The organism is Mesorhizobium sp. AA22 (assembly GCF_001672375.2).
Taxonomy (GTDB): Bacteria; Pseudomonadota; Alphaproteobacteria; order Rhizobiales; family Rhizobiaceae; genus Mesorhizobium; species Mesorhizobium wenxiniae.
The window spans coordinates 2,516,991-2,536,133 of record NZ_CP048406.1 but is presented as its reverse complement, the minus strand read 5'-3'; the positions used below and the strand labels follow the sequence as shown (position 1 = coordinate 2,536,133).

Here is a 19,143-nt window from a genome sequence, read left to right as displayed (position 1 = left end):
TGAAATTCATAGGTTTAATGAAGTGTCGCCGATAGTGGCCGAATGCTGGGGAATGACGGAGCTTTATTCCCACTCGATTGTACCCGGCGGCTTGCTCGTCACGTCGTAGACGACGCGGTTGATGCCGCGCACTTCGTTGATGATGCGGGTGGCGGCGGCACCGAGGAACGCCATGTCGTAGTGGTAGAAATCCGCCGTCATGCCGTCGACCGAGGTGACGGCGCGTAGCGCGCAGACGAATTCATAGGTGCGGCCATCGCCCATCACACCAACGGTCTGCACCGGCAGCAGCACGGCGAAGGCCTGCCAGATGGCGTCGTAGAGGCCGGCCTTGCGGATCTCGTCGAGATAGATGGCGTCGGCCTCGCGCAGGATCTCCAGCTTTTCGCGGCTGATGCCGCCCGGGCAGCGGATGGCAAGACCAGGGCCGGGAAACGGATGCCGGCCGATGAAGCTGTCGGGCAGGCCGAGTTCCTTGCCGAGCGCCCTCACCTCGTCCTTGAACAGTTCGCGCAGCGGCTCGACCAGTTGCATATTCATGCGCTCGGGCAGGCCGCCGACATTGTGGTGCGACTTGATCGTCACCGACGGGCCGCCGGTGAAGGAAACGCTTTCGATGACGTCGGGATAGAGCGTGCCCTGCGCCAGGAAATCGGCGCCGCCAAGTTTCTCGGCCTCTTCCTCGAACACCTCGATGAACAGCCGGCCGATGGTCTTGCGCTTCTTCTCCGGGTCCGACTCGCCCTCGAGCGCGCCGATAAAACGGTCCGAGGCGTCGACCAGGATGAGCGGCAGATTGTAGTGCTGGCGAAACATCTCCACCACACCAGATGCCTCGTCCTTGCGCATCAGCCCGTGGTCGACAAGGATGCAGGTGAGCTGGTCGCCGACCGCCTCATGGATCAGCAGCGCGGCGACCGAGGAATCGACGCCGCCCGAAAGCGCGCAGATGACCTTGCCCTTGCCAACCTGCTTGCGGATCGTCTCGACCGCGTGCTCGCGGTAGGCGCGCATCGTCCAGTCGCCCTCGATGCCGGCGATCTTGTGGACAAAGTTTTGCAGCAGCCGGGCGCCGTCCGGCGTGTGCACCACTTCGGGGTGAAACATGATGCCGTACATCTTGCGCTCGACATTGCCGAAGATGGCGAAGGGCGAGCCTTCCGATTTTCCGAACACCTCAAATCCCTTGGGCAGGGAGATGACGCGGTCGCCATGGCTCATCCACACCTGGTGGCGTTGGCCGGGCGCCCACAGGCCCTCAAACAGCGGGCTGTCCTTCTGGATCTCGACGAAGGCACGGCCGAATTCGCGATGGTCGGAGCTTTCGGCGACGCCGCCCATCTGCACGCACATAGCCATCTGGCCATAGCAGATGCCGAGCACCGGCACGCCGGCGTCGAAGACGATCTGCGGCGCGCGCGGGCTGCCGATGTCGGCGGTCGAGGCCGGGCCGCCGGACAGGATCACCGCCTTCGGATTGATGCGCTTGAACGCCGCTTCGGCCGACTGGAACGGCACGATCTCGGAAAAGACGCCGGCCTCGCGGATGCGCCTGGCGATGAGCTGCGTGAACTGGCTGCCGAAATCGACAATCAGGACGGTGTCGGGATGATTGGCTATCTTCATGGCGAGCGTTTAGAGAAAGAAACGAGTCGGCGCAATGGGTTGCGAGGTGTCTCCCTCAATCCGATTCCGCGTTTTCATGCGGTGATCCAAATTGCAGCGCGCCGGACCCGATCGCCTGTTCTAGCCGAATGACAGCATCCGCCAGCTTCTCGTCGATGATGTGGAGATACTCCTTCCAGTCGCCGACATGTCTGAGATCGGCAGCCCCGTCGGAAATGCCGCGCAGGCCGACGAGCGGCACGCCGAACAAATGGCAGGCTCGCAGGCAGGCGAAGGTCTCCATGTCGACCATATCCTCGGCAATCGCATCATAAGCGCTGCCGGAAATGATGGCTGCGCCGGTCGACAGCGTCGCCTCCCTTATATCAGGAATCCTGAACGGCAGCGGCACGGTCACCGGCAGGTCGAGAAAAGGCGTCGCGCCCTTCTCGAAACCCAATGGCGAGGCGTCGATGTCGCGGTAGGCGACCGAAACGGCCTGGTAGATTTCCGTCTGTTCCAGTGTCCGGCTGCCCGCCGAACCGAGCGACACGACGAGATCCGGCAGCGCCTTTTCAGATTTCAGCCATGACAGTTCCGCGCCCAGCCTGACGCCCGCCTCGACCGGTCCAACGCCGGTCATGACAGGCGTGAACAGCCGCTGCAGATGCGGACCGTATTCGGCCTGCGCCGCCATCGCGAAGAGCACGTCCCTACCCGCAATTCTGACGCCCTTGCGCATCGGATCAGCCTTCAATGCCATCGCGACCCACCACGGTCATCATCGTTCCGGTCATGGTGGCGATCAGCTTGGCCTCGCCGTCGACGGCGAAGGCATAGGCCTGGCCGTCTGCGACGATGATGGTGCGGCCGGGCTTCGTCACCGAGCCGCGGAACAGGAAGCGTTCGCCCCGGCCCGGCGCCAGCAGATTGACCTTGAACTCAATAGTGAGCACGCCCGAATTCTCGGGCATCAGCGAGAAAGCCGCATAGCCGCAGGCCGAGTCGAGCGCCGTCGAAATGACCCCGGCATGAAGGAAGCCATGCTGCTGGGTCAGCGCCGTCGAATAGGGCATCTCGATCTCGATGATGCCGGGCGTCACCAGCGTCAGCTCGGCGCCGATGGTTGTCATGGCGTTCTGGCGCGCGAAGGACGTCCTGACGCGATCCTCATAGTCGGGGGCGGGTACGATCTTTGCTGCCATGGCTTGTCACGCTCCTGTCAAAAAAGCTTATTGCAGAGGCATGAGCGGCAGGCAATCGCTATTGCTGCACTGCAGCAATCACGTCCGCCGGCCTGGTTCAGCCGCCCTTGCGCAGCGCACAGACATAGAACCCATCGGTACCGCTCAGCGCCGGCGACAGCGAAATGCCGCCTGCGGCGCCGATACGCGCAGCCGCCTCGTGGCCCGGAAAGCGGCTGTCCCAGAGCTGGCGGTGATCGACAGGAACAAAGCCGCGGTTACGATCTCGGAAGGCAGCGACCTGTTCGCCATTCTCCTCGTGGAATACCGAGCAGGTGATGTAGACCAGCAGCCCGCCCGGTTTGACGAAGGCTTTGGCCGCATCGAGGATGGCCGATTGCTCGCCCTTGCGTGCATCGAGCTGCTTCTGCGTCAGCCGCCATTTGGCATCGGGCCGGCGCCGCCATGTGCCGCTGCCGGTGCAGGGCGCGTCGATCAGGACGATATCCATGTGGCCCGAAAGGGTGCTGAGCTCGGCCGGCTTGGTGACGATTTGCACGTTGCGGTTTTCCGAGCGCCGGATGCGGTCGAAGATCGGCGCCAACCGCGCCTTTTCGGCATCATGGGCAAACACCTGGCCGCGATTGTCCATCGCCGCCGACAGTGCCAGCGTCTTGCCGCCGGCTCCGGCGCAAAAGTCGAGGACCTGCATCCCGGCCTCCGCGCCAGTCAGCGTGGCGGCGATCTGCGAGCCTTCGTCCTGAACTTCGAACCAGCCTTTCTGGAAGGCGGGTTCCGCCTGCACGTTCGGGTGCCTGCCGTCGCCCGCGATCGGCGGGATGCGGATGCCGTGCGGTGCGATCCGTGCAGGCCCGGCGCCGGTCTCGGCCAGTTCGGCGAGCACCTTGCCGCGGTCGGCCCGCAGCGTGTTGACCCTGAGGTCCAGCGGTGGGCGGGTCGCTAACGCCGCACCTTCGTCGACCCAGCTGGCGCCGAAAGCCTGCTCGAAAAGCGGTTCGCACCAATCCGGAATATCAGCCCGTACCGCCGACGGCGCAGCGTCGAGCCGGCGATCGGTGACGGCCCTCAGTTCACCGTCGTTCAACAGCGGCGGCGCAAACTTGTCGCCGTCGAGCGCTTCGTTCAGCGACTGCGCCGTCTGGTTCCATTCAAGCAGCAGCGCGCCAAAACCGATGGCGCGCGGCGTATCTTCGCCCAGCAAAAAGCCGGCCGAGCGCTTCCGGCGCAGCGCGTCGTAGACGATGTTGCCGATCGCGGCGCGATCGCCGCCGCCGGCGAAGCGGTGGGACAGGCCCCAATCCTTCAGCGCATCGGCCACCGGCCGGTGCCGCCGGCCGATATCCTCCAGCACTTCGATGGCCGCTGCCAGCCGTCCGCCCAGTCGCATCTTGTTATTCCGTTACTCAGCAAATTAATTCCGGGGTCCTGCTCTATCGCATCGGCCCGAAAATCGGAATCGATTTTCGGTAAGCACGATGCGAAGATTCAGAGTCTTGAGACGCGTACTTTGTGCGTCCAAGTGGACGCACGTCGCTCTAAAGCGCGCGACAGGCGCACACAAGCGGCGGAGCGCCAGATCGAACAACTTTGTCGGCATCCGAGACTTCAACCGACGCGTTGCTTGTACTTTCAAACTTTTGAAGTTGCGGTAATCTTCCGCTGCGTGATTCGCGAAGAACTTCAAGCGGATCGGCGGGAAATTACGAGGAGAGGGCAATGAAGACTTATCTGGCGGAAGTTCTAGGCACATTTCTACTGGTGTTCATCGGCACGGCTTCGGTGGTGACTGGCGGCTTCGGCGGCGCGCTGCCACTCGGCCAGGAAGGCATCGGTCTTGCATTCGGCATCGGCCTGATTGCGGCGGCCTATGCGATCGGCCCGATCTCGGGAGCGCATCTCAACCCGGCGGTGACGCTCGGCGTGTTCCTTGCCGGCCGAATGCAGGCCAAGGACGTCATCCCCTATTGGATCGCACAGATCATCGGCGCCATCATTGCGTCGCTGGCGCTGTGGATCATCGTCTCCGGACAGGTCGGCGGCCATACCGGCGGCTTCGGCGCCAATGGCTGGGACACGACGAAATGGGGCGTCAGCTCAGCGTTCCTGTGGGAGCTGATCGGAACCTTCACCTTCGTCACGGTGATCCTCGGCGTCACAGCGGCAGCCACATGACGGCCTTTGCCGGCCTTGTCATCGGCCTGACGCTGGCGGGACTGCATTTCGCCATCATTCCGGTGACCGGCACGTCGCTCAATCCGGCCCGCTCCATCGGCCCGGCGCTGTTTTCGGCTAGTGCCGCGATTGGCCAGCTCTGGCTGTTCATCGTCGCACCGCTGATCGGCGGCGCCATTGCCGGCGTGGTCGCCAAGACGCGCATCTTCGAGAAGGACTGACACCCTCTTGGCCAATCAAAAAAGGCGCGGGCATCGCCCGCGCCTTTTTCTTGGGAGGAAAGAACGTTTCGCTGGGATCAGGCAAGCTCAAAGCGGTCGAGGTTCATCACCTTGGTCCAGGCCGCGACGAAATCCCTGACGAATTTCTGTCCGGCATCCGCTGACCCATAGACTTCGGCAAGTGCTCGCAGCTGCGCGTGCGAGCCAAAGATCAGGTCGGCACGGGTGCCGGTCCATTTGACCTCCCTGGTCTTGCGGTCGCGGGCTTCGTACACCTCCTCGGAGCCTGCGGCCGGATCCCAGATCGTGTTCATGCTGAGCAGGTTGACGAAGAAGTCGTTGGTCAGCGTGCCCGGCCTGTCGGTGAACACTCCATGCTTCGACTTGCCGGCGTTGGCGCCGAGCACCCGCAGGCCGCCGACGAGCACCGTCATCTCCGGCGCCGTCAGCGTCAGCAACTGCGCCCGGTCGACCAGGAGTGCTTCGATCGACATCGGCTGCTTGCCGCGGACATAATTGCGGAAGCCATCAGCGGTCGGCTCAAGCGCGGCAAAGGACTGGTCGTCCGTCTGCTCCTGCGAGGCGTCCATGCGACCCGGCGTGAACGGCACCTTGACGTCTTGGCCACCGTCCTTGGCGGCCTTCTCGACCGCGGCGACGCCGCCGAGCACGATCAGGTCGGCAAGCGAGACCTTCTTGTCACCCGTCTGCGCGGCATTGAACTCGTTCTGGATGCCTTCGAGCTTCGAAAGCACCTTCGACAGTTCGGCCGGCTGGTTGACGTCCCAGTCCTTCTGCGGCCCAAGGCGGATGCGTGCGCCGTTGGCGCCGCCGCGCTTGTCGGAGCCGCGGAACGTCGAGGCCGACGCCCAGGCGGTCGAAACCAGTTCGGAAACCGACAGGCCCGACGCCAGGATCTTCGCCTTCAGCGACGCAATATCCTGCTCGCCGACCAGCTCGTGGTCGACCGCCGGGACAGGATCCTGCCAGATCAGCTCTTCCTTCGGCACCAGCGGGCCGAGATAGCGGACAACCGGGCCCATGTCGCGGTGGGTCAGCTTGAACCAGGCGCGGGCGAAGGCGTCGGCGAACTGATCCGGATTCTGGTGGAAACGCCGCGAGATCTTCTCGTAGGCGGGATCGAAGCGCAAAGCGAGGTCGGTGGTCAACATGGCTGGCGCGTGACGCTTTGACGGATTATGCGCGTCCGGCACCGTGGCCGCGCCGGCGCCGCCCTTCGGCGTCCACTGATGGGCGCCCGCCGGGCTCTTCGTCAGTTCCCATTCGTAGTTGAACAGATTATCGAAGAAGTTGTTGCTCCACTTGGTCGGCGTCGTGGTCCAAGTGACCTCGAGCCCCGAGGTGATGGCGTCACCGGCGATGCCGGTGGCATGCTTGCTCGACCAGCCGAGGCCCTGCGCCTCGATGCCGGCGCCTTCCGGCTCCGCCCCGACCAGAGCGGCATCTCCGGCGCCATGGGTCTTGCCGAACGTGTGGCCGCCGGCGATCAGCGCCACGGTTTCCTCGTCGTTCATGGCCATGCGGCGGAAGGTCTCGCGAATATCACGTGCCGAGGCCAGTGGATCCGGCTTGCCGTTCGGCCCTTCCGGATTGACGTAGATCAGGCCCATCTGCACGGCGCCGAGTTGGCCGTGCAACTCGCGGTCGCCCGAATAACGCTCGTCGCCGAGCCACTTGGTCTCGGAACCCCAATCCACATCCTGCTCGGGCTCCCAGACATCGGCGCGCCCGCCAGCGAAGCCGAACGTCTTGAAGCCCATCGATTCCAGCGCGACGTTGCCGGTGAGGATCAACAGGTCGGCCCAGGAGATCTTCCTGCCGTATTTCTGCTTGATCGGCCACAAGAGCCGCCGTGCCTTGTCGAGATTGGCGTTGTCCGGCCAGCTGTTGAGCGGCGCGAAACGCTGCTGGCCGGCGCCGGCGCCGCCACGGCCGTCGCCTATGCGATAAGTGCCGGCGCTGTGCCAGGCCATGCGGATGAAGAGCGGGCCGTAATGGCCGAAATCGGCCGGCCACCAATCCTGCGAATCGGTCATCACCTGGTGCAGGTCCTTGATGACCGCATCGAGATCGAGGCTCTTGAATTCCTTGGCGTAGTCGAAGTCCTCGCCCATCGGGTCCGAGAGGCTCGACTGCTGGTGGAGAACGGCAAGGTCAAGCTGGTTTGGCCACCAGTCACGGTTGGTCCTGCCGGCCGCCCCATGCGCGACCGGGCATTTGCCGGCGCTGTTGTCATCGGTCTTTGCGTCCATCGTTCTCTCCGATTCGTTGATTTTTGTTGATTTCCGGACGGGACTTGAGCCACGCCATTCTGGAATGGTTCCAGACTAGGCCGCACTGTCGATAAAAACAAATTGCCTTTCCTGTTTGTTGCGATAAGTTTTCCTTATGATAGGCCTCACCGTCCGGCAGATGCAATATTTCGAGGCACTGGCGCAGACGCTGCATTTCGGCCGCGCCGCGAAGCTGGCCGGGGTCAGCCAGCCGGCGCTGTCGTCGCAGATCGCCGAGATGGAGCTGCGGCTCAACTGCCGGTTGTTCGAGCGCGGCGGCAAATCGGTGCGGATGACCGACGAGGCAGTGGCCATGCTGCCGCGGATCGAGCGCATTCTTGCCGACATCCGCGAGATCGAGACCACGGCCCGGCGCGGCCGCCCCGCCATGGAAGGGCGCTTCCGGCTCGGCATCATCCCGACGGTGGCGCCCTATCTCCTGCCGCATGTGCTGCCGGAGCTGAAACGGCATTTTCCGGCCTTGCAGCTCGAATTGCGCGAAGCGGTGACCGCGTCGCTGGTCGAGGACACCGCCCTGGGAAAGCTCGACGCCTTCATTGCGGCGCTTCCCCTCGATCAGCCTGGGCTGATCACCGAGCCGCTTTTCTCCGACCGGTTCTTCCTTGCCGTGCCGGCCGGCGACCCCGCCTTCGCCTCGCCGCCGGTTCCGCCGGAAAGCCCGGCCTTGGAAAGGCTGATGCTGCTGGAGGAAGGCCACTGCCTGCGCGAACAGGCGCTTGCCGTCTGCGGCAGCGTGCGGCCGGTGGCAATGGCGAGCTATGGCGCAACCAGCCTGACGACGCTGCTGCAGATGGTGGCGCACGGGCTCGGCGTCACACTCATCCCGGAAATGGCCGCAGGGCCGGCCAGCGCCATGCGCGATTTGAAGATCGTGCCGTTCCAGGAACCGATGCCGCAGCGCACGATCTGCCTCGCCTGGCGGCGCAACAAGGTCCGGCACGACGAATGTCTCGAACTGGTCAAGATTATCCGCGGGCTGGATCAGGCGATGCTGGCGGCGTGAGGTGGAGGATCAGAGGGTCCGATTGACCTCAATCTCGTTTCCAAGCTGCGAGCAAGGGGCCCATGCTTCCATAAACAGGGTCCTTTCGCGGACGGCCAACACTCGTTACGATCGCCTTGGCAGCCTGCGCAGCAGTCCTACATTCGCTATGGGAACCAGATGGAGGATACGCGCCGACTACTAAAAAGTCGGATGCGGAAACACAGTGGCGCTTGTGCCGGACCAGATGCCCGAGGTCCGATGTCACCGGCAGCGAAATTGGTTGCGTGAAGGGCGAGTTTGCATATTCTGGTTGTGGCAGAAGAGTTTACAACAGTGGGAGGAGTAAATGTCCGACAAGAAAATCTCGCGTCGCGGGTTCCTGGAAAAGTCCACCGCCATCACGGCCGGTGCGGCTGCAGCGACGACGCTCTCGGCCCCGGCCGTACTGGCGCAGGCGCCGGTGACCATCAAGATGCAGACCTCCTGGCCTGCGTCGGACATCTGGATGGATTTCGCGCGGCTATACATAGAGCGCGTCGAAAAGATGTCGGGCGGCCGGCTGAAGTTCGAGCTCCTGCCCGCGGGTGCGGTCGTGGGCGCGTTCCAGGTGCTGGATGGCGTCAATGACGGCGTCATCGACGCGGCGCATACCGTTCCCGTCTACTGGTACGGCAAGCACAAGGCCGCGTCGCTTTTCGGAACTGGCCCTGTGTTCGGCGGCAGCGCCACCACCATGCTCGCCTGGTTCCACCAGGGCGGCGGCAAGGATCTCTACCGCGAGCTGACGCAGGACATCATGGGCCTCAACGTGGTCGGCTTCTATGGCTTCCCGATGCCGGCGCAGCCGTTCGGCTGGTTCAAGAATCCTGTCACGACCACCGCCGAACTGCAGGGATTCAAGTACCGGACGGTGGGTCTTGCCGCCGATCTCATGCAGAACCTCGGCCTCAGCGTGGCGCAGCTGCCCGGCGGTGAAATCGTGCCGGCCATGGAGCGCGGGGTTATCGACGCCTTCGAATTCAACAATCCGTCATCCGACCTTCGCTTCGGTTCGCAGGACGTCGCCAAGAACTACATCTTGTCGTCCTATCATCAGGCGAGCGAGTCGTTCGAATTCCTGTTCAACAAGGACGTATTCGACGACCTCGACGACGATTTGAAGGCCATTCTCGAATATGGCGTGGAGGCGGCCAGCACCGCGACCACCGCAGTCGCCCTCGACAACTATTCGGCCGACCTGCAGAAACTGCAGACCGAGCACGGTGTCACCGTGCACCGCACCTCCAAGGAGATTCTCGACGCACAACTCCAGGCTTGGGACAAGATCATCCCGACGCTGGAGGCGGACGAGTTCATGAAGCGGGTGCTCGATAGCCAGCGCCAATGGGTCGAACGCGTTGTCTACTACGAGCTTATGAATTCAGCCGACCTGACACTGGCATACGAACATTACTTCCCAGGCAAGCTGAAGGTCTAATTCGCGCCTCCGCTTGGGCAAATCCGACGGTCTTCCCGACCGCCGGATGTATCTGACGGAACCCGAGACATGCTCCGCTACATCGCATTCGCCGATGAACTTTCGGCATGGTTTGGAAAGGTGTTCGCGTGGAGCGTCGTCATCATGACGCTCGGCGTGAGCTATGAAGTTGTCGTGCGATACCTGTTCAGCGCGCCGACCGCGTGGGCATTCGACCTCAGCTACATGCTCTACGGCACCATGTTCATGATGGCTGGCGCTTACACCTTGTCGCGAGACGGGCATGTGCGCGGCGATTTCGTCTACCGTCTGTGGAGGCCGCGCGTGCAAGCGGCGGTCGAACTTGTCCTGTACTTCATCTTCTTCTTCCCAGGCGTGACGGCGTTGGTTCTGGCCGGATGGAAGTATGCCGCACGCAGCTTCCGCTATCTCGAGGTAAGCTCGAACAGTCCGGCCGGGATTCCGATCTTCCAGTTCAAGGCCGTCATCGTGGCGGCAGGCATCCTGCTCTTCGTTCAGGGGATTGCTCAGGTGTTCCGCTGCGTCGTCTGTCTGCGAACCGGAACATGGCCGCGCGCAGCTGAAGACGTGGAAGAGACCGAGAAGGTGCTGATGGAAGCCAAGACGCTCGATGTTCTGCATCACGGTTCGGAAGCAGTCGACCTCCCATTCCTTCACCCCGACAATCGCCCCGAACGCGACGGAGAAGACAGATGAGCGATCCTCAGGTCGCCGTTGCGATGCTGCTCATTCTGGTTCTGGCGATCTTCCTTGGCTTCCCGGTTGCGTTCACTTTGATGGCGCTCGGGGTCGCCTTTGGCTACTACGCTTATTTAAATCCGGGGCGGATGTGGCGCGCCTACGAACGGGCGGTTGAGGATGGTGCCGACGGCTGGACGCTTACGGAACATTGGATCGGCGGCTTCTTCAACAACCGCATTTTCGATCTGTTCGTGAATCAGACTTATTCAGTAATCTCGAACGATGTGCTGACCGCTATCCCGCTGTTCCTGTTCATGGGCTACATCGTCGAACGGGCCAATATCATCGAGCGCCTTTTCGGCACTCTCTATATCGCCACCCGGCACATTCCCGGCTCCATGGCGGTCGCCGCCCTCATCACCTGCACCCTTTTCGCAACGGCCACAGGCATCGTCGGCGCGGTCGTGACACTCATGGGCCTGCTGGCGTTTCCCGCCATGCTGAAGGCGCGTTACGACATCAGATATGCCTCGGGAGTGATCTGCGCGGGCGGAACCCTCGGCATCCTCATTCCGCCATCCATTCTGCTCATCGTCTATGGCGCGACGGCGGGTGTGTCGGTGGTTCGTATGTATGCGGCAGCCCTGCTTCCAGGGCTGCTGCTTGCCGGCCTCTATCTGATCTATGTGGTGGCGAAGGCGGTGCTGCAGCCGCAGGTGGCGCCGAAGCCGACCCGAGACGAGGTAGGCCACTATTCGGTCCTGCAAATCAGCTGGATGCTGCTGACTTCCTTCGTCCCTCTGGCTGTCCTGATCCTCGCGGTGCTCGGCGCTATTCTCTTCGGCCTCGCCACGCCTTCGGAGGCTGCCGCCATCGGCGCGCTCGGCGGCGTGGTGCTGGCCGCCGCCTACCGCGCCCTGACGTGGCAACGCCTGAAGGAGTCGGTCTATCTGACGGCGCGCACGACCGCGATGGTGTGCTGGCTGTTCGTCGGCTCCGCGACCTTCGCCTCGGTCTTTGCCTATCTGGGAGGCCAGCAACTGATCAGCGATTTCGTCACCGGCCTCGACATGTCGCCGCTGATGTTTCTGATCGTCGCCCAGATCATCATCTTCATCCTGGGCTGGCCGCTGGAATGGACCGAGATTATCGTTATCTTCATTCCGATCTTCCTGCCGCTGTTGGCGCATTTCGAGATCGATCCGCTGTTTTTCGGCGTGCTCGTCGCGGTCAACCTTCAGACGGCCTTTCTGTCGCCGCCCATGGCGATGTCGGCCTACTACCTCAAGGGCATTTCGCCGCCGCATGTTCAGCTTTCGGATATTTTCCGCGGAATGATGCCCTATATGCTGATCGTTATCCTGTGCATGGTCATCATCTACATCTTCCCGCAGATCGTGTACGGGCTGCCCAACCTGATCTATGGAGGCTGAGACGGGGATGCCGCGGCGAGTGGAGGAAAATAGATGAATTTGAGCCGCTTCCTGGCTGTCTTGGCGTTTGTTGTCTTTCTGGCGTTTTTCGGCGTCGTAATCCGGTTCGTCCCGCATCCCGATCTAGGCGTTGCGGTCGGCATCGGCGTCCTCCTTGCGGGCTACGATCTATGGAGCCAGCTGAGGTCTCGCGCGAGGTAATAGCTGGATTGGGGCGGTCGCGGGGAAGCTGCATGGCTGCAGCGTCGATGCGGGCGAAGGCCGAACCGTCCGCTCGGCGTGAGAACATCAACTTCAATCAAATCCTCGTGAGTTGCGCCGAACGCCCGGAACCGCCGACGCGTGCCTGGCATTGGTTTTGCGGATGAGTCTGCGTCCAGACAAGGAGCAGTGTTATGGCTTACCGTGATTACATCCACACGCCGGTGACGCCGCGCGACATCCGATGGGGACTCCAGCAGGGTGCCGTTGCAGGCATTGTCGCAGGCCTCGTCTTTGCGGCGTTTGAAATGACGGCGAGTGCGTTCATGATGGGGGCGGAAGCGTTCTTCACGCCCCTGCGCATGATCGGCGCCATCGCGCTTGGACCGGAAGCTCTCGATCCCGGCTACCCGCTCTTGACGGCCAGCATCGCTGGCGTGATCGTGCATTTGATCCTGGCCATCGTCTATGGGATCGTGTTCGGGGAGATTGCCGCAATGCTGCGAGGGCGAGCAGCCTTCATTGGTCTCGGCAGCATCTTTGGCCTCGCCTTGTGGCTCGTCAATTTCTATGTGATCGCGCCGATCGCGTTCCCCTGGTTTCTGCAAGCAAGCCCGGTCGTGCAGTTCATTGCCCACACATTCTTCTTCGGTACCGTCCTCGGCTGGTTCCTGTGGAAATCGCACGAGAGAAGCGGGTTCGAAGGACCGGCGGTTTAGACTTGCCAGCACCGACCTGGCGCCGCCGGATTGAAGCGGAAGAGACAGCGGTGATCACCGGCGCTTCTGCTGCTATTGTGCTGCGCCTCGCGCGGGAGGGTGCGAAGGTCGCTTTGATCGCCCGCGACAACCCCGCTCTGAGCCAGCTGACAGTGGAAATCGAAGGTGAGGGCGGCGAGGCTCTCCCCATAGCCGATGTTTCCGACGCGCCCAAGTATTCGCAGCGGCCGACGAGATCGAGCCAGCACCGATCGACGGGCAACCACTCAATGTCATGTCCAACGATCTGGCGTAGAAAAGCTGACGGCTGGCTGCCCTACAACGATCAGGTTTTCGACTATCTCAAGCGGCAGCTCGACAAGATCGACCCCTCTTACCGCGACTGACGGACCCCCAATCGACGAGCATGGAGAGCTAAAGTGACGAAAGTTGAGGTATTGTTCTTCGACGTCCTGGGGACCGTTGTCGATTGGCGCGGCAGCATAGCGGCGGAGGCAAGTTCTTTTCTGAAGCGCCACGATGCTTTGCATATCGACGCTAGTGCTTTTGCCGATGCTTGGGTCGGACGCTATGACGCATCGGTTGAAGCCGTTCGCTGCGGTCGGCGGCCCTTTGTCCCGCTCGATCTGCTCAACATGGAGGACCTGGAAGCCTGTCTGAAAGGATACGGCTTGATGCCATCGGCTGTACCGAGCGCCGAACTGGAAAATCTCAATCTGGCTTGGCACCGCCTCAACCCGTGGCCGGACTCGGTGGAGGGTCTTTTCAGATTGAAGGAACGCTTTATCGTCGCACCGCTGTCCGATGGGAACACCCGACTTCTGGTGGACATGGCAAAACATGCCGGGCTGCCATGGGATACGATCCTCGGCGCTGATGTCTCCGAGGCCTATAAGCCGATGCCACAGGTGTATCTTCGTGCCTGCGAGCTGCTGGGCGTGGAGCCGGACAGGGCGATGCTGGTTGCCGCCCACGACTACGATCTGGACGCCGCGCGTCGATGCGGATTGAAGACGGCGTATGTCGTTCGCACAAATGCGCATGACCCATCGAAGGCTGCCGTTGTCAAGCCGCGCGACGGTTGGGAATACATGGCAAATGACTTGATCGAACTGGCTGCAGTTCTGAAGTAGGTCGCGAGGGCCGCTCCGGCAGCCGGCAACAAAAGGCCGTGTTGTCCGAAAAGAGTCAGCACCAGCGTGCCGTACGGCTCGCCTACACGCCGAGCCACCGCCTCGGCATGGTCGAGCACCACGAAAATGGTGATGAACATAATCGCACTCGAAAGCGCTCCGATAAGGATCCTGACGCTCAGCGAACCTTCGTCTACCGACAGCCCGCTGGCTCCGACTGCGACAGCCATCACCAGGGAAATGAAGGTGCGGAGCGGTCGAGTTGCCCGTATTGCAGAGCAAGCCAATGACATCGCCGACTTTCATCCGATCGCCCAGCTTGAAGCGAAGGCTGCCGCGCTGCGCAAGCTGGTGGCTGGACGGCCGCACTTGGGTGGCGAGCGGACTAGCTCTGGCAGCAATTGGCCGCAAATCGCGATGGAGCATCAACCGCGCCGCGCCGCCTCGATCGCGGCGACGTCGATTTTCACCATGGTCATCATGGCATCAAACGCGCGCTTTGCCTCGTCGCCGCCAGCCGCCATCGCGTCAGTCAGCACGCGCGGCGTGATTTGCCAGGAAATCCCCCATTTGTCTTTGCACCAGCCGCACACGCTCTCCTGGCCGCCGTTGCCGACAATGGCATTCCAATAGCGGTCGGTCTCCTCCTGATCATCGGTGGCGATCTGGAAAGAGAACGCTTCGTTGTGCTTGAACTCGGGACCCCCGTTGAGGCCGATACAAGGAAGGCCCGCGACTGTGAATTCGACCGTCAACACGTCGCCCTCTTTGCCGGCCGGGTAGTCACTGGGTGCACGGTGCACGGCACTCACCACGCTGTCAGGAAATATCTCGGAGTAGAAGCGGGCGGCAGCCTCGGCGTCCTTATCGTACCAGAGGCAAATCGTATTCTTTGCCATTGCGGGTTCCTTTCGCTTTGGGGCCGAGATTTCGGCCTTGTTTCCCCATCCGCCCTCTTCCGAAATAGGTAGCCAGCCGCTTTTCTCCACCCCGGAAGCGTGCGTCTCGCCCGGGCGTCGCAAAGGGCAGCCAACAGGACTACGATGCTCCGCCGGTCCGCCCCTCAGGCGGTCTTCGGCGTCTCCAGCCCCAGTTCGTCAACCATCGCCCCGCGCATGAGAAACTTCTGCGGCTTGCCGGTCACCGTCATCGGCAATTCGGTGCGAAAGCGAATGTGGCGCGGGATCTTGTAATGGGCGATCTGGCCGGCGCAAAAGGCCTTGATCTCCTGCTCGGTGGCGATCTGGCCCGGCTTGAGCACAATCCACGCGCAAAGCTCCTCGCCATATTTCGGGTCGGGAATGCCGAACACCTGCACTTCCCTGACCCTGGGATGGCGATAGAGGAACTCCTCGACCTCGCGCGGATAGACGTTCTCGCCGCCGCGAATGACCATGTCCTTGACCCGGCCGACGATGTTGCAATAGCCCTCGGCGTCGATGGTGGCGAGGTCGCCGGTGTGCATCCAGCCGTCGGGATCGATTGCCTCGCGGGTTTTTTTCTCGTCGTCCCAATAGCCCTTCATCACCGAATAGCCGCGTGTGCAGAGTTCGCCCGGCGCGCCGACCGCAACGGTGACGCCATCGGCATCGATCGCCTTGACCTCGACATGGGGATGGACACGACCGACCGTCGAGACGCGTTTTTCCAGTGGGTCGTCGACGCTGCTCTGGAACGACACCGGGCTGGTCTCGGTCATGCCATAGGCGATGGTCACCTCTGCCATATGCATCAGCGACACCACCTTCTTCATCACCTCGATCGGGCACGGCGAGCCGGCCATGATGCCGGTGCGCAGGCTGGTGAGATCGAAGGTGTCAAAATCCGGATGGTCGAGCAGGCCGACGAACATGGTCGGCACGCCGTAGAGGCCGGTGCAGCGCTCGCCCGCCACTGCCTTCAGCGTGGCGCCGGCATCGAAGCCGTCGCCCGGGAAGACCATGGTTGCGCCCTTGGTGACGCAGCCGATCGTGCCCATCGACATGCCGAAGCAGTGATAGAGCGGCACCGGGATGCACAACCGGTCCTCGACCGTCAGCCTGATCGCCGATGTGACGAAATTGCCGTTGTTGACGATGTTGTTGTGGGTCAGCGTCGCGCCCTTTGGCGCGCCTGTTGTGCCTGAGGTGAACTGGATGTTGATGGCGTCGCCGGGCTTCAGCCCCTCGGAGATCCGGTCGAGGCTGTCATGCTCGTCGCGTCCTGCCATCGCCAGCACGTCGGCGAAATTGAACATGCCGGGAGAATTCTCCTCGCCCATGCGGATGACGATCTTCAGCGCCGGCAATTTTTTCGCCTCGAGTTTGCCGGGCGTCGCAGTCGCGATCTCCGGCGCCAGCGTCTCGATCATGCCGAGATAGTCGGACGTCTTGAATTTGACGGCCGTGACCAGCGCTCGGCAGCCAACCTTGTTCAGCGCATAATCGAGCTCGGTCAGCCGGTAGGCCGGGTTGATGTTGACCAGGATCAGGCCGATGCGCGCGGTGGCGAACTGCGTCACCAGCCATTCCCAGCGGTTGGGCGACCAGATGCCGACGCGGTCGCCTTTTGCCAGGCCAAGCGCCAGGAAGCCTGCGGCCAGCGCGTCCACCGTGTCTGAAAGTTCGCTCCAGGTGAAGCGCTTGTCCTGGTCGACAAAGACGGCGGCATCGAGCGTGCCGTATTTGCTGACGGTATCGGAAAGCAGTGCCGGGATGGTCTGCTGCAGCAGCGGCATGGTGCGCTCGCCCGACACATGCGCCCTGCCGTCGACCGGCGCGACGAACGTGGCGCCATTGCGCGGACGGCGGCCGCGCAGACTGGTGGCATTCTTCAACTCGTCGAGATTGATCGGCATCGCCGTCTCCTCCACAGGCGACCGAGTCTATCAGCCTGCCGGGGTGGTGGAAATCCCGTTGATGGTACTGGAGCCGCGGCGATCCCTCCCCCGTTGAGTGGAGGGTTCGGAGCGAAGCGAGGCACCCTCCCTTCAAGGGGGAGGGATTGCGCCTGCCACCTTCGCCGCGAGGTCGCGCAAGATTGCCTCGTCCGCCGCCGTACGCAACTTCCGCGATGCGACAAGGCAGGCCTGCGAGCGCAGAATGACGCCGTCGGCCAGCACCTTCAGATGGTTGGCGCGCAGCGTCGAGCCTGACGTGGTGATGTCGACGACGACATCGGCCAATCCCGCCGCCGGCGCGCCTTCGGTGGCGCCCAGGCTCTCGACGATGCGATAGACCTGGATACCGTGCTTTTGCGAGAAGAACTGCTGCGTCAGCCGCCAGTATTTGGTGGCGATCCTGAGCCGCCTGCCGTGGCGCTGTCGGAAATCGGCGGCGACATCGTCGAGATCGGCCATCGTATCGACATCGAGCCAGATGTCGGGCACCGCCACCACGACATCGGCGTTGCCGAAAGCGAGGCGGGCGACGATCTCCGCACGCGCCTCCCAATCGGCGAGGCTTTCGCGCAACAGATCCTCGCCGGTGATGCCGAGGTCGACCGAGCCCTGGCCGATCTCGCCTGATATTTCGGACGCCGACAGAAACGCCACCTCTACGCTCTCCACACCTTCGATGCGGGCGCGGTATTTACGCTCGTCGCCGGGCAGGCTGACGGCAAGCCCGGCCTTGGCCAGCACCTCCAGCGCCCGCTCCTTGAGCCGGCCCTTCGACGGGATCGCCAGCGTGATCATTGCGCCTTCTCCCGCAACGCTTCGATGCGGTCGAGCCAGACGGAAAAGCCGACGCCGGGGATCGGCGTTTTCGCGCCGAGCAGCGTCAGCAAGCGGTCATAGCGGCCGCCGCCGGCCAGCGGCCGGTCGCCGTTTTCCGCCGCGATCTCGAAGACCAGACCGGTGTAATAGTCGAGCGGACGACCGAAGGCGGCGTCGTAGCGGATTTTTGCCGTGGGCAGGCCAAGAGCTTCGATCGACTTTGCACGTGCGGAAAAATTGTCCAGCGCCGCGCCCAGCGAAAGCCCGGCGCCGGCCGCGAACGTTTCGAGCGCCTGTGCGGCGCCGTCAAGCGCTACGTCGATCGCCAGAAAATCCTTCAGCGCCGAAAACGCCTCGTTCGACAGCCGCACGCTGCGCAGTTCGGCCTTTTCGATGAGCCGCCTAGCAATGTCGGCCGGCGAGCGCCCGACCGACGCCGACAGCCCCGCTTGCTCCATGCCGCCGGCGATGTGCGACGAAAGCCCTTCCAGGTCGCCATTGAGGACAAGGGCAGCGACTGGGCCGGTGAGCTGGCCGTTGCGTGTCGGGTTGGCGAGGTCGGCAAGCGCTGCCTCCAGCATCGCCGCCGAACCGAAAGCCCGGGCCAGCCGCATGCGCCAGCCGCGCGGCAGGCCGAGCGCGGCGAGCACCGCTTCGAATATGGTCTGATCGCCGAGCGTGATCGCCAGTGGGTGGTCCGGCAGCACCAGCGAAAGCAGCGCATGCGCATCGGCCAGCGAACGCGCGTCCGCTTGCGCCGTGTCGCGGTCGCCGAGATCCTCGATGCCGGCCTGGAAGAATTCATTGCCGCCCTCGCGACGCTGGCGAAACACCTCGCCGAGATAGGAATAACGGCGCGGCGTGCCGGCCTGGCTGGCGATATGGTCGAGGCAGACCGGAATGGTGAATTCCGGCCGCAGGCAAAGCGTCTGTCCGGTCTCGCTGTCGGTGAGGAAAATGCGGCGGCGCAGATCCTCTCCCGCCATGTCGAGGAATGGGTCGGCCGGCTGCAGCACCGCCACCTCGACCGCATGCGTGTTTCGCGCGGCGAAGAGTTTTGTGATGTCTGATGCGATGGCGGGGTAGCGGGAGGTCATGGCAGGTGCCCTTCCCTTCTCCCCGTGTGGGAGAAGGTGGATTGGCGCGCAGCGGGTGCTGGACGGAGTGCAGAGGTTAGCGTTCTATGGCGCCCCCCTCTGTCCTGCCGGACATCTCCCCCACTTGGGGGGAGATCGGCTGTCGTCGCCGCTTTCGCCAATCGCCGACACTGAACGGATGGAG

At 62.9% G+C, this 19,143-nt stretch carries 16 protein-coding genes and 2 pseudogenes; 8 read left to right on the top strand and 10 right to left on the bottom strand.

Features of this window, described 5'->3' with window-relative positions; translation table 11 throughout:
* Nucleotides 1–63: 63 nt before the first annotated feature.
* The 4 genes from guaA to A9K68_RS12440 all read right to left on the bottom strand — a co-directional run bounded on the left by guaA (nt 64) and on the right by A9K68_RS12440 (nt 4,197).
* Nucleotides 64–1,626 carry a glutamine-hydrolyzing GMP synthase gene (gene guaA, locus A9K68_RS12455; protein WP_065010816.1) on the bottom strand — a complete coding sequence of 521 codons (1,563 nt, stop codon included), beginning with the start codon at nt 1,624–1,626 and terminating at the stop codon, nt 64–66.
* Between the two features lie 55 nt (nt 1,627–1,681).
* Nucleotides 1,682–2,347 (bottom strand): 5'-methylthioadenosine/S-adenosylhomocysteine nucleosidase, encoded by a 666-nt coding sequence (locus A9K68_RS12450; protein WP_065010815.1) that lies wholly within the window; start codon nt 2,345–2,347, stop codon nt 1,682–1,684.
* 4 nt (nt 2,348–2,351) lie between these two features.
* A complete protein-coding gene (locus A9K68_RS12445; protein WP_029348345.1) occupies nt 2,352–2,810 on the bottom strand; it encodes a PaaI family thioesterase in 459 nt (152 codons plus the stop codon).
* Between the two features lie 97 nt (nt 2,811–2,907).
* On the bottom strand, nt 2,908–4,197 hold the full coding sequence (locus tag A9K68_RS12440; protein WP_065010814.1) for an RsmB/NOP family class I SAM-dependent RNA methyltransferase: 1,290 nt from the start codon (nt 4,195–4,197) through the stop codon (nt 2,908–2,910).
* Between the two features lie 329 nt (nt 4,198–4,526).
* On the opposite strand from A9K68_RS12440, the pseudogene A9K68_RS12435 reads away from it, so the two are divergent.
* Nucleotides 4,527–5,203: pseudogene (locus tag A9K68_RS12435) on the top strand (aquaporin).
* Between the two features lie 77 nt (nt 5,204–5,280).
* Here A9K68_RS12435 and katG read toward each other — a convergent pair.
* Nucleotides 5,281–7,476: a catalase/peroxidase HPI gene (gene katG, locus A9K68_RS12430; protein ID WP_065010813.1), complete on the bottom strand. Its 2,196-nt coding sequence runs from the start codon at nt 7,474–7,476 to the stop codon at nt 5,281–5,283.
* 136 nt (nt 7,477–7,612) lie between these two features.
* Here katG and A9K68_RS12425 point away from each other — a divergent pair, with 136 nt between their 5' ends.
* The 7 genes from A9K68_RS12425 (at nt 7,613) to A9K68_RS12395 (ending at nt 14,168) form a co-directional block, all read left to right on the top strand.
* On the top strand, nt 7,613–8,521 hold the full coding sequence (locus tag A9K68_RS12425) for a hydrogen peroxide-inducible genes activator (protein ID WP_065010812.1): 909 nt from the start codon (nt 7,613–7,615) through the stop codon (nt 8,519–8,521).
* Nucleotides 8,522–8,849: 328 nt separating this feature from the next.
* Nucleotides 8,850–9,980 carry a TRAP transporter substrate-binding protein gene (locus A9K68_RS12420; protein ID WP_065010811.1) on the top strand — a complete coding sequence of 377 codons (1,131 nt, stop codon included), beginning with the start codon at nt 8,850–8,852 and terminating at the stop codon, nt 9,978–9,980.
* A 69-nt stretch (nt 9,981–10,049) separates the two neighbouring features.
* A complete protein-coding gene (locus tag A9K68_RS12415) occupies nt 10,050–10,697 on the top strand; it encodes a TRAP transporter small permease subunit (RefSeq protein ID WP_065010810.1) in 648 nt (215 codons plus the stop codon).
* Nucleotides 10,694–12,115 carry a TRAP transporter large permease subunit gene (locus tag A9K68_RS12410; protein WP_065010809.1) on the top strand — a complete coding sequence of 474 codons (1,422 nt, stop codon included), beginning with the start codon at nt 10,694–10,696 and terminating at the stop codon, nt 12,113–12,115. The genes A9K68_RS12415 and A9K68_RS12410 overlap by 4 nt, the downstream gene beginning before the upstream one ends.
* A 395-nt stretch (nt 12,116–12,510) precedes the next feature.
* Complete coding sequence (locus A9K68_RS12405) at nt 12,511–13,035, top strand: hypothetical protein (RefSeq protein WP_065010808.1); 525 nt, start codon at nt 12,511–12,513, stop codon at nt 13,033–13,035.
* 2 nt (nt 13,036–13,037) lie between these two features.
* Nucleotides 13,038–13,421: a hypothetical protein gene (locus A9K68_RS12400; protein ID WP_065010807.1), complete on the top strand. Its 384-nt coding sequence runs from the start codon at nt 13,038–13,040 to the stop codon at nt 13,419–13,421.
* Between the two features lie 33 nt (nt 13,422–13,454).
* A complete protein-coding gene (locus A9K68_RS12395; protein ID WP_065010806.1) occupies nt 13,455–14,168 on the top strand; it encodes a haloacid dehalogenase type II in 714 nt (237 codons plus the stop codon).
* 53 nt (nt 14,169–14,221) lie between these two features.
* Here the strand turns inward: A9K68_RS12395 and A9K68_RS32460 are convergent.
* The 5 genes and pseudogenes from A9K68_RS32460 to A9K68_RS12370 form a co-directional block, all read right to left on the bottom strand.
* A pseudogene (locus A9K68_RS32460) lies at nt 14,222–14,461 on the bottom strand (ionic transporter); the annotation flags it as partial.
* A 132-nt stretch (nt 14,462–14,593) separates the two neighbouring features.
* Nucleotides 14,594–15,067 (bottom strand): VOC family protein, encoded by a 474-nt coding sequence (locus A9K68_RS12385; RefSeq protein WP_065010942.1) that lies wholly within the window; start codon nt 15,065–15,067, stop codon nt 14,594–14,596.
* Between the two features lie 164 nt (nt 15,068–15,231).
* Nucleotides 15,232–17,004 (bottom strand): AMP-binding protein, encoded by a 1,773-nt coding sequence (locus tag A9K68_RS12380; RefSeq protein WP_065010941.1) that lies wholly within the window; start codon nt 17,002–17,004, stop codon nt 15,232–15,234.
* A 132-nt stretch (nt 17,005–17,136) separates the two neighbouring features.
* Nucleotides 17,137–17,841 carry an ATP phosphoribosyltransferase gene (hisG, locus tag A9K68_RS12375; protein WP_065010805.1) on the bottom strand — a complete coding sequence of 235 codons (705 nt, stop codon included), beginning with the start codon at nt 17,839–17,841 and terminating at the stop codon, nt 17,137–17,139.
* On the bottom strand, nt 17,838–18,959 hold the full coding sequence (locus A9K68_RS12370) for an ATP phosphoribosyltransferase regulatory subunit (protein WP_065010804.1): 1,122 nt from the start codon (nt 18,957–18,959) through the stop codon (nt 17,838–17,840). Before A9K68_RS12370 ends, hisG begins: the two co-directional genes overlap by 4 nt.
* Between the last annotated feature and the right edge of the window lie 184 nt (nt 18,960–19,143).

Excerpts from the sequence above, each read along its gene's own strand:
- guaA (WP_065010816.1), bottom strand. The coding sequence starts at position 1,626 with ATGAAGATAGCCAATCATCCCGACACCGTCCTGATTGTCGATTTCGGC.
- A9K68_RS12450 (WP_065010815.1), bottom strand. The coding sequence starts at position 2,347 with ATGCGCAAGGGCGTCAGAATTGCGGGTAGGGACGTGCTCTTCGCGATG.
- A9K68_RS12445 (WP_029348345.1), bottom strand. The coding sequence starts at position 2,810 with ATGGCAGCAAAGATCGTACCCGCCCCCGACTATGAGGATCGCGTCAGG.
- A9K68_RS12440 (WP_065010814.1), bottom strand. The coding sequence starts at position 4,197 with ATGCGACTGGGCGGACGGCTGGCAGCGGCCATCGAAGTGCTGGAGGAT.
- katG (WP_065010813.1), bottom strand. The coding sequence starts at position 7,476 with ATGGACGCAAAGACCGATGACAACAGCGCCGGCAAATGCCCGGTCGCG.
- A9K68_RS12425 (WP_065010812.1), top strand. The coding sequence starts at position 7,613 with ATGATAGGCCTCACCGTCCGGCAGATGCAATATTTCGAGGCACTGGCG.
- A9K68_RS12420 (WP_065010811.1), top strand. The coding sequence starts at position 8,850 with ATGTCCGACAAGAAAATCTCGCGTCGCGGGTTCCTGGAAAAGTCCACC.
- A9K68_RS12415 (WP_065010810.1), top strand. The coding sequence starts at position 10,050 with ATGCTCCGCTACATCGCATTCGCCGATGAACTTTCGGCATGGTTTGGA.
- A9K68_RS12410 (WP_065010809.1), top strand. The coding sequence starts at position 10,694 with ATGAGCGATCCTCAGGTCGCCGTTGCGATGCTGCTCATTCTGGTTCTG.
- A9K68_RS12405 (WP_065010808.1), top strand. The coding sequence starts at position 12,511 with ATGGCTTACCGTGATTACATCCACACGCCGGTGACGCCGCGCGACATC.
- A9K68_RS12385 (WP_065010942.1), bottom strand. The coding sequence starts at position 15,067 with ATGGCAAAGAATACGATTTGCCTCTGGTACGATAAGGACGCCGAGGCT.
- A9K68_RS12380 (WP_065010941.1), bottom strand. The coding sequence starts at position 17,004 with ATGCCGATCAATCTCGACGAGTTGAAGAATGCCACCAGTCTGCGCGGC.
- hisG (WP_065010805.1), bottom strand. The coding sequence starts at position 17,841 with ATGATCACGCTGGCGATCCCGTCGAAGGGCCGGCTCAAGGAGCGGGCG.
- A9K68_RS12370 (WP_065010804.1), bottom strand. The coding sequence starts at position 18,959 with ATGACCTCCCGCTACCCCGCCATCGCATCAGACATCACAAAACTCTTC.